The organism is Pontibacter sp. MBLB2868 (genome assembly GCF_051904785.1).
GTDB lineage: Bacteria > Bacteroidota > Bacteroidia > Cytophagales > Hymenobacteraceae > Pontibacter.
The window spans coordinates 1,659,544-1,672,998 of record NZ_CP196710.1; the positions used below are offsets into that span (position 1 = coordinate 1,659,544).

General features: G+C 43.6%; 12 protein-coding genes. 5 read left to right on the forward strand and 7 right to left on the reverse strand.

What is annotated here, in order from left to right:
* Positions 1 to 5 precede the first annotated feature (5 nt).
* From ACSX1A_RS07080 to ACSX1A_RS07090, 3 genes are all read right to left on the reverse strand, one after another.
* A complete protein-coding gene (locus ACSX1A_RS07080; RefSeq protein WP_439882922.1) occupies positions 6 to 893 on the reverse strand; it encodes a hypothetical protein in 888 nt (295 codons plus the stop codon).
* Between the two features lie 15 nt (positions 894 to 908).
* Positions 909 to 1,442 carry an RNA polymerase sigma factor gene (locus ACSX1A_RS07085; RefSeq protein ID WP_439882923.1) on the reverse strand — a complete coding sequence of 178 codons (534 nt, stop codon included), beginning with the start codon at positions 1,440 to 1,442 and terminating at the stop codon, positions 909 to 911.
* Positions 1,443 to 1,740: 298 nt separating this feature from the next.
* Positions 1,741 to 2,391, reverse strand: a complete 651-nt coding sequence (locus tag ACSX1A_RS07090; RefSeq protein WP_439882924.1) for an arylesterase — start codon at positions 2,389 to 2,391, stop codon at positions 1,741 to 1,743.
* Positions 2,392 to 2,569: 178 nt separating this feature from the next.
* Between ACSX1A_RS07090 and ACSX1A_RS07095 the strand changes: the two genes are divergently transcribed.
* Positions 2,570 to 3,268 (forward strand): ABC transporter ATP-binding protein, encoded by a 699-nt coding sequence (locus ACSX1A_RS07095; RefSeq protein ID WP_439882925.1) that lies wholly within the window; start codon positions 2,570 to 2,572, stop codon positions 3,266 to 3,268.
* Positions 3,269 to 3,311: 43 nt separating this feature from the next.
* Positions 3,312 to 5,891 (forward strand): ABC transporter permease, encoded by a 2,580-nt coding sequence (locus ACSX1A_RS07100; protein ID WP_439882926.1) that lies wholly within the window; start codon positions 3,312 to 3,314, stop codon positions 5,889 to 5,891.
* A gap of 32 nt (positions 5,892 to 5,923) precedes the next feature.
* Here ACSX1A_RS07100 and ACSX1A_RS07105 read toward each other — a convergent pair whose 3' ends face one another.
* Positions 5,924 to 6,472, reverse strand: coding sequence for a GNAT family N-acetyltransferase (locus ACSX1A_RS07105; RefSeq protein ID WP_439882927.1), 549 nt, complete (start codon positions 6,470 to 6,472; stop codon positions 5,924 to 5,926).
* A gap of 261 nt (positions 6,473 to 6,733) precedes the next feature.
* Between ACSX1A_RS07105 and ACSX1A_RS07110 the strand changes: the two genes are divergently transcribed.
* Complete coding sequence (locus ACSX1A_RS07110; protein ID WP_439882928.1) at positions 6,734 to 7,582, forward strand: SDR family NAD(P)-dependent oxidoreductase; 849 nt, start codon at positions 6,734 to 6,736, stop codon at positions 7,580 to 7,582.
* Positions 7,583 to 7,786: 204 nt separating this feature from the next.
* Here ACSX1A_RS07110 and ACSX1A_RS07115 read toward each other — a convergent pair whose 3' ends face one another.
* The 3 genes from ACSX1A_RS07115 to ACSX1A_RS07125 form a co-directional block, all read right to left on the reverse strand.
* Positions 7,787 to 8,149, reverse strand: a complete 363-nt coding sequence (locus ACSX1A_RS07115) for a CoA-binding protein (protein ID WP_439882929.1) — start codon at positions 8,147 to 8,149, stop codon at positions 7,787 to 7,789.
* Positions 8,150 to 8,248: 99 nt separating this feature from the next.
* A complete protein-coding gene (locus tag ACSX1A_RS07120; RefSeq protein WP_439882930.1) occupies positions 8,249 to 9,826 on the reverse strand; it encodes an NAD(P)/FAD-dependent oxidoreductase in 1,578 nt (525 codons plus the stop codon).
* A gap of 203 nt (positions 9,827 to 10,029) precedes the next feature.
* Positions 10,030 to 10,995 (reverse strand): tryptophan 2,3-dioxygenase family protein, encoded by a 966-nt coding sequence (locus ACSX1A_RS07125; protein WP_439882931.1) that lies wholly within the window; start codon positions 10,993 to 10,995, stop codon positions 10,030 to 10,032.
* 306 nt (positions 10,996 to 11,301) lie between these two features.
* Here ACSX1A_RS07125 and sdaAB point away from each other — a divergent pair, with 306 nt between their 5' ends.
* Both sdaAB and ACSX1A_RS07135 read left to right on the forward strand, forming a co-directional pair.
* Positions 11,302 to 11,979 (forward strand): L-serine ammonia-lyase, iron-sulfur-dependent subunit beta, encoded by a 678-nt coding sequence (gene sdaAB, locus ACSX1A_RS07130; protein ID WP_439882932.1) that lies wholly within the window; start codon positions 11,302 to 11,304, stop codon positions 11,977 to 11,979.
* 11 nt (positions 11,980 to 11,990) lie between these two features.
* Positions 11,991 to 13,454 carry a TolC family protein gene (locus ACSX1A_RS07135; protein ID WP_439882933.1) on the forward strand — a complete coding sequence of 488 codons (1,464 nt, stop codon included), beginning with the start codon at positions 11,991 to 11,993 and terminating at the stop codon, positions 13,452 to 13,454.
* Position 13,455 lies beyond the last annotated feature (1 nt).

Sequence of the window (13,455 nt, forward strand, 5' to 3'; positions counted from 1 at the left end):
TAGGGTTAGAGATTAATTACTTTTGAAAGTTTTTTGTTTCCGATCTGTGTTTCCAATGCCACTTTGTCAGCGCGTATCCCGAGGGCCTGTAACTCCACCTCTTCACCATTAGCCAGGTTGCGCACCTGCTTAAAGATGTTCTTGGCGAGTCGGGTCTTTTTGTCGAAACCACTAGGCTCGTTTTCTGCCGCTGCCAGGGCAGTCTGCGGGGCAGCTGAGCGCTTAATGATGATCTCAACAGGTTCGGCATTCATGTTTGCACTGGAAGCAGCAGTGTTGCCAGCCAGGGCATTAGCAGTAACTGGTTTATCAGTTGCAACTACTGTGGCTGTTTCTACTGGTTTCTCAGTCGGGGTATTCGAGGCAATGGCCTTCTGCACATATGCCTTTGGTTGAACTGCTATACTTGCTTTGGTAACCTTATTTTGATGTACATCTTTTGTTGCCTTGGCGATGGTAGCAGGTTTTGCAACCGTTTCTGTAGTAGTAGATGCAGGAGTTGCATCAACGGTTGCCTGAGGTTCAGATATTTTTTCTTGCGCTGGTTCTACCTGTGCAATCGTCTCGGATGCAGGTGCTGTGAACACTGGGGTTTCCTGCAACACAGGTTTCTCCGCAACGGCAATTTTTTCGCTGATCTCCGGGATAGTTTTGATATTGTAGAACACGATGCCTACTGTCAGGAGCAAAGAAAGTGTCGCAGCCACAGAAGAGTAGATCCACATAAAGTTTTTCTTTTCCTCCTTTGATTCAGCAGCCAGTGGAATAACATTAGGCTGAGGCAGTTCTTCCTCAATTCTTTGCTGCAGACGGTTCCACAGGTCGGATGGCGGCGTAGGGGAGGTGTTACCCACACGCTCGCGGAATAATTTGTCTATGTCTTCTGGTTTCATGGTATCCTCCTTATATTAAACGGCTATAGCACTTTGTCCTTCCAGTCTGCGTTGCAACATGGCGCGTGCCTTGCTTAACTGCGATTTGGAAGTACCCTCGGTTATCCCGAGCATATCTGCTATTTCCTTATGAGCGTATCCTTCTATTGCGTACAGGTTAAAAACAGCCCTGTAACCGGCAGGTAAAGAATGCAACAATTCCATTAGTTCTCCTTCTGCCAGATCCTGATCAGCTCCCTGTGAACCAGCCACCTGAATGTGGCTATCTTCAATAGCCAGGTGCAGTGGCTCTTTCTTTCTCAGAAAAGCAAGTGCCTCGTTCACCATAATGCGGCGAACCCAGCCTTCAAAGCTTCCCTTAGCCTCAAACCGATCAATGTTCTTGTAGATCTTCATAAACCCATTTAACAGCGCTTCCTCAGCATCCATATCGTTTTTCAGGTAGCGTAAGCATACGCCATACATTTGCGAGGCAAAACGCTCATAAAGCGCCTTCTGCGCTTTACTGTCAGCTTTCTGACACCCTGCTATTACTTCCGACTCTGACACGCTGTGTAATGGTTTATCAAATTGTCTACTTAAATTTCTGGCATTAGGAGCGTTTTATTGCTCTTTACCTCTTAGATGCATGATAGCCCTGTAGAGGTTGCCTGAAGAAGAGTAAATTTCTTTATTATTTTTTAAAAACAAGGATATTTTGACTATAACAAATTGATTATTAACTAAATATTATCACCAAATTTTTAAATTAAAGTATAAAAAAAACACCTTTCGCCCCGTGTAAATTAGATGCAGTTTCGATATTTGTGCCTCTCAAAATATGGGCAAGCACAAACACAAGGCATATTTAAAGTGCTTCAGCGGGTTCAAGTTCGTTTTCTAAAACCTCCCAAACATTTTCAGCAACTATTTTCTGGCCTTCTACAGTAGGGTGGATGCCATCAGCCTGGTTCAGGTCCGGGTGGCCGGCGACTCCCTCTAGCAAAAATGGGATCAGCGCGACATCCTCTTTTTCAGCGAGCTCAGTAAAAATGTTCTGGAATCTGGTCGTATACTTTTGCCCCATGTTTGGTGGTATCTGCATACCGGCAAGTATAATTTTAACATCAGGGTTCTTTTCCCGCACCTTTTCCATAATTGTCTGCAGGTTTTTATAGGTTTCTTCCGTGTCTATTCCCCGTAAGCCATCATTGGCCCCTAACTCAAGCACAAAAACATCAACAGGGTTTTTCAAAAGCCAATTGATGCGGCTTTTACCACCAGCAGTAGTCTCTCCGCTTACACCTGCATTTATCACCTTATAAGGCAAGCCTAATGAATCTATCCGATCTTGTATCAAAGCAGGAAAAGCCTGATCAGGCTCTACCCCCAAACCTGCGGTAAGGCTGTTGCCAAAAAACAGAATGGTTTTTGTTTGCGTATGCTGAGTGTTTTCGGTTTGAGAACCAGATTCTGTTGCTACCTCTTGTTTTCCTCCTGCTGTATCAGAGTTCTCCATATCGCCACAGCTGCAGAGGGCAAGAAGGGTGAAGGTCAAAAGCGTGAAAAAATTCTTCCTTATCATTGTAAATAGACTTAGTTTCTTAAATTTAACTCCATGTAAAACTATAACGCAGCATTCAGGTTATTGATTTTACAGTATTTAGCAACAAATATATCCACTTTAAACTATTTCCGTGTCCACGATACTAGATATACAAAACCTCCAGAAGATATACCATAGCGGAGAGAAACCCTTAACTGTACTGCACGACATTAATTTTTTATTGGAAGCCGGTGATACCTGTGCCATCGTGGGCCCTTCCGGTAGCGGTAAAACGACCCTTCTGGGTCTTTGCGCCGGACTTGACAGAGCAACATCTGGCTCTGTTGTATTAAACGGTATAAAATTAGATAACCTCTCAGAAGATGAAAGGGCACAGGTTCGAAACCAGTATGTGGGTTTTATTTTTCAAAATTTCCAGCTCATCCCTACTCTCACGGCCCTTGAAAACGTAATGGTTCCGCTGGAACTTCGGGGAGAGCGTAACGTGCATAGCCAGGCAATGGAGCTGTTGACGCGTGTTGGCCTGGCAGAGCGGCATGATCACTACCCGACTCAATTATCAGGTGGCGAACAGCAACGTGTTTCACTGGCAAGGGCTTTTTCTAACAGGCCAAGTATACTTTTTGCTGATGAACCAACAGGAAACCTTGATGAAGAAACCGGTCAGCGCGTAGAAAATCTCCTGTTCGATCTCAATCGCGAAGCCGGTACAACGCTTGTGTTAGTTACACATGACCTGGAGTTAGCTGAAAAAACTGATCGTATCATACGTATTAAAGGCGGTACCATTGTGTCTGATGAAAAAATCAAAATTACAGGTACATTATAAGCATTTTTAAATCCGCTTATTCACTCATACAAACCAACTGCACGTGTCCGACGTCCTCATCCGACCTACTACTAAAAGATCTTTAAACCTGCCCTGGCTGCTTAAAATGGCATGGCGTGATAGTCGCCGCAACCGTGGGCGGCTAGCCTTGTTTATCTCATCCATTGTGTTGGGCATAGCGGCACTGGTAGCTATAAATTCCTTTTCTGATAATCTTCGGACCGACATCGATAACCAGGCAAAATCCCTGATCGGAGCTGACCTGGTAATTGCAGCCAACAAGGAGATCGATCCTAAGATGCAGGCCTTATTGGATTCTATTGGAACCGGCGGTGACCGATCTGACGAAGTGCGTTTTGTATCCATGGTACTCTTTAAGGCTACCCAAGGCACAAGGCTGGTGCAGGTGCGGGCCCTGGAAGATGGGGGATTTCCGTATTATGGTGCCATTGAAACCGAACCTGCAAGTGCCAGCAAAACATTCCGAAAGGAGGGGAGGCAAGCACTGGTAGACCATACATTGCTGCTCCAATACAATACCAAACCTGGTGACTCGATAAAAATTGGCAACCAGACCTTTGAAATAGCCGGTGCTCTGCACAAAATTCCCGGGCAGTCTGCAATGACTGCAACGATTGCTCCTGCCGTTTATATTCCGCGCCGCTACCTGGATGAAACAGGTTTACTGCAGAGGGGAAGCCGCATCAGTTTCTATCATTATTATAAACTCCCCCAGAACACTGATCCGGACAAGTTGGTAAAAAAGCTGGAGCCACGCCTGGAAGAAGCTGGTTTTGGATATGACACTATAGAAAGCCGCAAAGAAAGTACAGGCAAATCTTACGAGGACCTGGCGCGCTTCCTGGCACTGGTTGGCTTTGTAGCCTTGCTATTAGGATGTGTGGGTGTTGCAAGTGCAGTGCATATCTACATCCGTGAAAAGTTGCCTACAATTGGTGTTTTGCGTTGCCTGGGGATGAGTGGCAAACAGGCTTTCTTGGTGTACCTGTTCCAGGTAATGGCCATGGGACTGATAGGATCCATTGTTGGCGCTATACTTGGCAGTCTTATTCAGCTTTATCTGCCAGAATTGTTTAAATCTTTCCTACCAGTAGAGGTGACAGTTGCCGTCTCCTGGTCTGCAATAATGCAGGGCATTGCGATTGGCCTTGTCGTAGCAGTACTATTTGCGTTGCTTCCGCTTTTGTCTATCCGTAATATTTCGCCGCTCATTACCTTGCGGGCAGGTATAGAACACGTGGCTTCTGGCAGAGATAAACTGCGGTGGGGAGTATACTTTCTCATTCTGGCCTTTATTCTAATTTTCTCTTACTTCCAATTGGGTACCTGGCTTCGGGCACTGGCTTTTACGGGTGGCGTATTGGTAGCCTTTGTCATTCTGGCTCTTATTGCGCGACTGATGATGTGGATTGTGAAGAAGTTTTTTCCGGTACGTTGGGGCTATGTCTGGCGCCAAAGTCTGGCAAACTTATACAGGCCAAACAACCAGACCCTATTGCTAACAGTGTCCATTGGTTTAGGTACAGCCCTAATTGCCACGCTTTTTCTGATGCAACGCATCCTGCTAAGCGAAGTGGCCTTTGCAGGGAGTGAGAACCAGCCAAACCTGGTTTTATTTGATATACAAAGTAGTCAGAAAGAAGCAGTAACCGATTTTACAAAAGCCCAGGGTTTACCAATCCTACAGTCTGTACCGGTTGTAACCATGCGTTTAGAAGAGATCAATGGTTTGACCGCTGCCGATGTCAGAAAGGACACTACTCTCGGTATCCCAGACTGGACTTTTACACGGGAATACAGGGTAACCTATCGTGACTCTCTGATAGATACTGAGAAAAGCGTTGCAGGAGAATGGCAGGGGGTAGTAACGGACACAAATAAGCCTGTTCCTATCTCTATTGAAGAAAAATACGCTGAAAGGCTTAAAGTAGAAGTTGGTGACACCTTGATCTTTAATGTGCAGGGGGCAATGGTGCCAACCGTTGTTGCAAACCTGCGTGAAGTGGAATGGAACCGTGTTCAAACTAACTTCCTGGTACTTTTCCCGAAAGGCATCCTGGAAGAAGCGCCACAGTTCCATGTGCTCATGACCCGCACAGACACAGATCAGCAGGCAGCTAAATTTCAACAAACACTGGTACACCAATTCCCTAATGTTTCTGCCATTGACCTTGGCCTTATACTCGAAACGCTGGATGATATTTTAGGTAAGATATCGTTTGTAATTCGCTTTATGGCCCTTTTCAGTATAAGTACCGGATTGCTGGTCCTTATCGGGTCTATCAACAATAGTAAGTATCAAAGGGTACAGGAGAGTGTGCTGCTACGTACGTTGGGTGCAAGTCGTCGCCAGATACTGGGTATAAATGCTTTCGAATACTTGTTACTGGGAGCATTGGCCGCAGGAACAGGGGTAATCCTGGCAGTAGGAGCAAGCTGGGCATTAGCCGTTTTCAGCTTTGAAGTGGCCTTTGTACCAGACCTCACGCCACTGCTTCCTGTATTTCTGGGTATAACTGTTTTAACTGTTTTTATAGGTATGTTAAACAGCCGAAGCATCTTAAACAGACCGCCACTTGAAGTGTTAAGAAGGGAGTCCTGAAACAATGAATGTTTGATGCTTGCAAGGAAGTTTCAATCAGATTTTAAAGCCTTGTAAGCTAGATGGGTTAACTCCCAACGGATAACCTTCTGTTCAAAGTTAAGTGAACCAGGAATAGTGGTATATTCTTTTATAAAGTTAAAACCCACCTTTTCCAATGTTTTGTTTGGGGCCGGATTGAGCGCGTAAGGCTCACAGTATAGCTTCTTAAGTTTTAGATTATCGAAGAAAAAGGGGAGTGTCATTTTAACCAGTTCTTTCCCTAAACCTTGCCTTCTGATACCAGCATTCCATATGTGGAGGTGCATGTAAGCCTCTTCCCCATATTTTATTCTATTCACATTTGAATGCCCGACTGGTTTATTGTTAAGCAGCCAGATCAAGCAATAAGACTGCTTTTCGTTATAGGCCTGATCGATCTGTGAGAGAAGCATTTTTTCAAACTCAGCTTTATCCGGCATCTTATTCAAATCTACCCCCATACTAATCAGGTGGTCATTATCAGATTCAAACCAATACTTTAAAATTTCCTCTACATCGGAAACTTGTAGTTCACGAACAGATATAACTGAATCTTTCATATGCTGTAGCTTATAAAGAAAAGGTAGACATAATATATTTCAATAACGACACGATGTTGTAGGAAAGTGATTTTTTTAGCTCGAAATCCATAAAATGGAAGCAGTAAATAACTTAACCTCACCGGCTAAATAAATCTCACGATCACCTATAAAAAAGTATACCCATTTCAATCGCTGCTCTTTGAGAAGTAACCTATTGTTGTGCACACTGGTACATATATAAATCATTCTGACGAAATATCAGGATTACTTAACATAACTATGAAAACAATGAACGCAGAAAACAAAGGAAAAACGGTATTGATAACCGGTGCTTCTAATGGCTTCGGGATGGAGTTTGCAAAACTTTTTGCTCAAGATGGATATAACCTCATTTTAGTGGCTCGTAGTACAGAAAGGCTTAGAAAATTAGGTTACCAACTTCAGGAAGAACATCAACTGGAACACGTGTGCATCATTACCTCTGATCTGTCAAGACCGGAAGCGCCTAAAGAAGTATATGATGAAGTAAAAAAGAGTGGCATTCATGTTGACATCCTAATAAATAACGCTGGAGCAGGTGTTCACGGTTTTTTCTATGAAACAGACCTGGAACGTGAAAAAGCGATTATGCAGTTAAATATGAATACCCCTGTTGAACTCACAAAACTGTTCTTACAAGATATGCGAAAAAGGGGAGAAGGTAAGATCTTGAATATGGCTTCTGTTGTTTCATTTATGCCTTCGCCGCTGATGACCATTTATGGAGCCACTAAAGCGTTTATGCTATCTTTTTCAGAAGCATTGACAAATGAATTAAAAGACACCGGTATCACCGTGACCGCACTTTGCCCTGGCGCAAGCAACACCATGTTCTTCAGAAGAGCAGGTGCAGCGCATACACGTGCTGCGAATGGCAGTTTATCAGAGCCTGATGAAGTAGCTAAAGACGGGTACGATGCACTAATGAATGGAGAATCCAGAGTTGTATCCGGCTTAAAGAATAAGCTGCAAACTTCCAGTTCCAACATAATGCCTGACATGGCGCTTGCGTCAAACATGCGCCACATGATGGAAGATCAGGATGAAGAAGATATGCATGATGGTCAATCAAAAGAGAGTAAACTTTAAAAATAAGTTTTAAGGTAATAAACAAGCAGGGCCTCCCCAAATTTGGGGAGGCCCTGCTTGTTTTAACTGGTATACCTAAAATAAAGAAGGGATCCTGATCGGATCCCTTCCTTGTTAGCATAGACAACAAATGCCATCTGCTTATTTCTAGTATTTTATACGTTCCGAATTTTAGGAGGTTATACCTTCTGAAATTTTTTTTAACTAGTAACTATCTGTTGCCAGCATCACGAGTGTGCAATGGTGGAGTGTTTCAATATTGGCGTCAGCTGCCATACGTTCCAACTCATGATTCTCGGTGCCGGGATTAAAAATAATACGCTTTGGATTTAATGAGAGGATATAATCATACCAGTAAGGCTGATTCTGAGGACCAACGTACAAAGTTACCGTATCCACTCCTTCAACTTTCTCTTCCAGGTCAGTAATAATAGGCTTACCACCAACTTCTGATTTTTTTATTCCGACAGGCACTACCTCATGGCCGTGTTGCTGTAGCCTGTGAACAGCTTTGTAAGCATAACGGGAAGGATTATCGGTAGCACCTAAAACAACAGTTTTTTTCATTTTATCTTAAGCTATTATTAAAGTATAAACTGGAAAAGGACCTGCAACGTTACAAACACTGTTTATCCGCCTTAAATACTATAGCAAATAAAACGTCTTTTATACTACGTGCTTTATGTTGGCTGCTATCATTTCGGCACAGCGTTCACCATCCATTGCTGCAGAAACAATTCCGCCTGCATATCCAGCTCCTTCACCGCAAGGATACAAGCCCTTTACCTGCACGTGCTCCAGCGTGTCTCGGTCACGGGGAATCCTTACAGGAGAGGAGGTTCTGCTTTCTACCCCTACAATCTGGGCCTCATTGGTTAGATAGCCCCGCATTTTACCTCCAAAAGCTTTAAACCCATCACGTAAACGATAGGCCATTTCATCAGAAAACAATTCGTTCATGTCCACTGATACCAGTCCTGGCTGGTAAGAAGTATCCAACAAACTGGCACCTGTTTTCTGCTTCGTAAAATCCTGTAATAACTGAGCTGGTGCTGCTTGTGTTCCGCCAGCCATAGCGCATGCTTTCTGCTCCAACGCCTGCTGCATCCGCAGTCCGGCTAATGCGCCATACTTAGCTGTTTCCATATCTTCAAGCTCAATGGCCACAACAATACCAGAATTTGAGAAACGGGAATCCCGGCGGCTGGGCGACATGCCATTTACCACTACTTCGCCAGGAGCTGTGGCAGAAGGTACAATAAACCCCCCCGGACACATGCAGAACGAGAAAATACCACGTTGACGGTTCTTGTAATGCGTTTGGTGCACCAGCGCATACGAAGAAGCAGGCAAATAAGGTCCTCTGTCGGCACACTTATACTGAATACTATCTATCAGGCTTTGCTGATGCTCAACCCGAACGCCCATGGCAAATGGCTTTGCCTCAATTATCACGCCTTTTGCATAGAGCAGTTCAAATATATCGCGGGCACTATGGCCGGTAGCAAGTATAACTGCTTCACCAGCATATTCAAATCCATCATGCGTAACCACGCCACGCATTTGGTTCTGAGTTATTATAAAATCCGATACCCGCTTTTCAAATAAAACCTCGCCACCTGCAGCCCGGATAGTCTCCCGAATTTCTTCGATGATCTTAGGAAGTTTATTTGTACCGATGTGCGGATGGGCGTCAAACAAAATATCAGGGGTAGCACCATGCTGTACCAGTATTTGAAGTATGCGCTGCAAGTCACCACGCTTTTTAGAGCGGGTATAGAGTTTTCCATCAGAATAAGTGCCGGCACCGCCCTCACCAAAGCAATAATTAGAATCAGGATTAACCGTATGCTCCTTGTTTATAGCTGCAAGGTCTCTGCGCCTGCTCCGCACATCTTTACCGCGCTCCAGCACAATGGGCTTCAGCCCTAATTCAATGCATCTGAGGGCAGCAAATAAACCCGCCGGACCTGCACCCACTATGATCACAGCGGGTTTATGGCTCACATCAGCATACTGATATGTGGGCGAAATAATATCTGAAGGTGGGGATTGCAGGTAAACATCAGCCCTTACGCGCACCAAAACCTGGCGGCCGCGTGCATCTATCGAGCGTTTAATTCGATGAACAAAACTGACATCTTCAGAATTTACCTGAGCACTTTTTAATAGTTCATGCTCAAGTTGTTGCGCATCAAACGCAATCTCTGGCGCTAAAACCAGGTCTAGTTCTTTTTTATTCATGTGCAATGGGTAAGGTAGTTAGCCTTAAACCTTAGAAAATGATGGGAATAATATCTTAATAGCTGAATCAGAACAAGTGAAGTATCTTACTAGTTCGATTATGCTTTCAGGTTACTTTTTTATAATCTTTATAAACTCACAGCGGGGGCAATGTAAAATTAAACCTGGCTTATATAACAAAGACGTCTGCCTGGTTTAAAAAACTAAATCTCCCCGTTTAAAACCTTTTCAACCCAGCCTTTTCCCCACTCATTTATTTCCTGTTCAGAGTATAGCTCCGGGTAAAAAATGCGTTTCTGAAATTTTGGAGGCAGATACTTCTGCCAGTTTGTTCCGCCAGTAGCTGCAATAATTTCGGGATCGCGCTGCAGGTAACGGACAGCAGATTTATAGTGCATGAGCGGCCAGTTTACGTTTACATTGGCATCCAGTTCACGCATTGCTTTAAGCAATTTAGGATCCTGTTGCTCCTCCTCCGGCAGCCGCTGATAAACGCTCCATACATTTTTATGCTGGTACTCCTTTGCAAACTGAATCAGCTGATCGGTATATTTTTCCTCAAACTGGAGCAGCGTTAATGTTTTAGCGCCGGAAGCTACTTCTGTTGCTCCTTCTTTCCAGTATATACATCCGATCATTTCCTCGTGCGTACTTTGTAAGCCCAGGGCTGCACGTTTATCTTTAGCAACGAGATTACGAAGGTCAGTTGAGGCGATCTCCACCATGCGATATTGGGCAGACTGAAAACCACTGGCAGGCATCAGAGCCATCCGGAATTGCAGGAACTGCTTAGGGTCCATCCCGTCTACCATCACATCAAAAGAATTGATCAGGTTCTCGAAATAGCGGTTTATACGTTTCAAGCGACGGATAAACATGTCGAGGGTAATTTCCTTATCATCACCTATTTGCTTAAACTCCTCCAGGCAAAGTTTAAAATAAAGCTCAGTGATCTGATGATACATGATGAATATCTTTTCATCAGGAAGGTTTGTACGTGGGTTCTGAAGACTTAGTAAGGTATCGAGGTGTATGTAATCCCAATAATTAAGGAACTTGTTATAAAACAAACCCTCCAGGTAAGCTGCCAGGTCCTGCCCCAGGGGAACATATTTTTCCTCCAGCCTCTTGAGCTGTTCAAGCACTTCAGGTTTAAAATAATGCTCCATATACGGTCCGGTTATTCAGTTGAGTAATCTGCATAGATAATGCAAATTTAAATATTTTTAAGGAGCCTCTGATATATATTGGATGAAAAATCACCGGTACACAGGTATTCTAAATGCCGGATTCGGGTAACCTAAATAGGGAGCAGAATAAATATACCATTAAACTTAATGGAACTCATTAGCCGATTAGTAGAATAAAAACCATAGTTTGTATAAATAAAGCTAATTTAGGGCGCTTATACTGCAAAACTTGCAGTTAATTGCTAAATTTGGTTTTTACGATATCTTATCGATTTATAACTCTCTATGGCTGAGAAAAGTAGCGTTTTTGATATGATTGGTCCGGTTATGATTGGCCCTTCAAGTTCACATACAGCAGGCGTTGTGCGCATTGCTCGCGCCGCAATTCGTATTCTGGGTGCTGCTCCTGAAGAAGCGATCATTACTTTTTACAACTCCTTTGCCCGTACTTATGAGGGCCATGGCAGTGACAGAGCAATTGTAGCTGGCCTGCTTGATTTTAAAACAGACGACAAACGCATAAAAGAAGCTTTTGACTATGCGGCAGAGCGCGGTCTGAAGTATGCTTTCAAATCTGTAGGGAACGCATCAACGATGCATCCTAATACCATTAAATTAAACCTGAAGGCCGGAGACAGAGAAGTTGAGGTGGTGGGCCAGAGCAGGGGAGGTGGCGTGATCAACATTGTAGAAGTTGATGGCTTTACGGCCAGTTTTTCGGCTACCTTACATACCCTTATCATTGATGCCAGTGATGTAAGAGGGAGCATTGCTTTTATTGCGTCTGTGCTAGCGCACGACGATTGTAATATTGCCACCATGAGCGTTTCTCGTAAAGGTCGCAATGAACTGGCGAGACAATTTATAGAAATGGATTCGGGCATAAAGCCCATTACGTTAGAGTATCTGAAGCAATTAAGCTGGGTGAAACACGTGGTGTACATCCCAAACATAGATCTTTAATAATAAAACCTATGAAAAAACTGCCTAAAAAATTATTGCTTGCCCTGGGTTTGTCTCTGGCAGGGGCTACAGGTGCGATGGCCCAGCAACAGGGTTCCGGAAATGATAATGTTTGGTCGCTGGAAGAGGCTATTAACTATGCCATCCAAAATAACCTGCAGGTAAAACAGTCGCAGTTAAACCTCGGTTTAGCTGAAGCAGACCTTAAGCAGTCACGTTTCTCCAGGTTGCCAAGTATAAACGGCAGTGCTTCACAGAATCATAACTTTGGTACGTATATAGACCAGACAACTTATGAATTAAGATCTGAGCAAAACCGTACGAACAACTTTGGGTTGAGTACATCAGTGCCTTTGTTCATGGGTTTGCAGCAGATTAACAGAATAAAACAGAATGAATTGGAGGTGCAGGCAAGTGAAAAAGATGTACTTTCAAGACAGAACGATATCATAGTTCAGATCATAACAACATATTTAAATGTGCTTTTCGCTGAAGAACTAATTAAAACTTCGGATCTGCAGCGTAATACAACCAGACAACAACTTGACCGCACCCGCATTTTATTTAAAGCAGGAAGCGTGGCAGAAAATGCCGTATTGGACCTTGAGTCGCAACTGGCTTCAGATGAACTAAATCTTATCACTGCTCAAAATCAACGTGATGTATCACGTGTAAATCTCATTAACCTACTTAATTTAGAGCAGACGGATAACTTCCAGATCGTTATACCTGAAATACCTGAACCGGATCAGGCTCCCGTTATTGAGAACCCTGCGCAGATATATGATGTTGCCGTGCAGACACTTCCATCTATTCAAAGTGCTGACCTGCGCGTGTTAAGCGCTGCCAAATCACTAGACGTTGCCAGAGGAGCCTATTATCCTCGTCTTAATTTTGGCGCAGGTATAAATACGTTTTACTCAAGTGCAAGAGCGTTTCAGTTTCCTGAAAGTGGCGCTTTAGAAGAAAGAGCTCTTGGGTTTACAGATTCTGAGGGTACAAATCCATTTGTTATCTATACACCAACTACCACCTTTAGAAAAGAGGATTATCCCTTCTTTGATCAATTAAAGGATGGCATAGGTAAACAATTAGGTTTTACCTTGCAGGTGCCTGTATTCAACGGGCTACAGGCACGTATTAATGTTCAGCGCGCCAAGATCTCGCAACAAAACGCTCAATTAAATGCTGATATTGCCCGAAACAGCCTCCGCCAGACCATTCAGCAGGCTTATGTTGATGCACTGGCTGCTCAACGAAAATATATAGCTGCCAAAGAGCAGGTTCGTGCCGCGGAAAAGAATTTCAGGAATGCAGAATTAAGACTCAACAGCGGTGTTATCAATACAGTAGACTTTAATATAATTGCTAACACCTATCGAAGCGCTCAATCCAGTTTAATTCAGGCAAAATACGAATACACATTTAAGCTAAAATTATTAGACTTTTATCAAGGAAAAGACATCTCCCTATAGA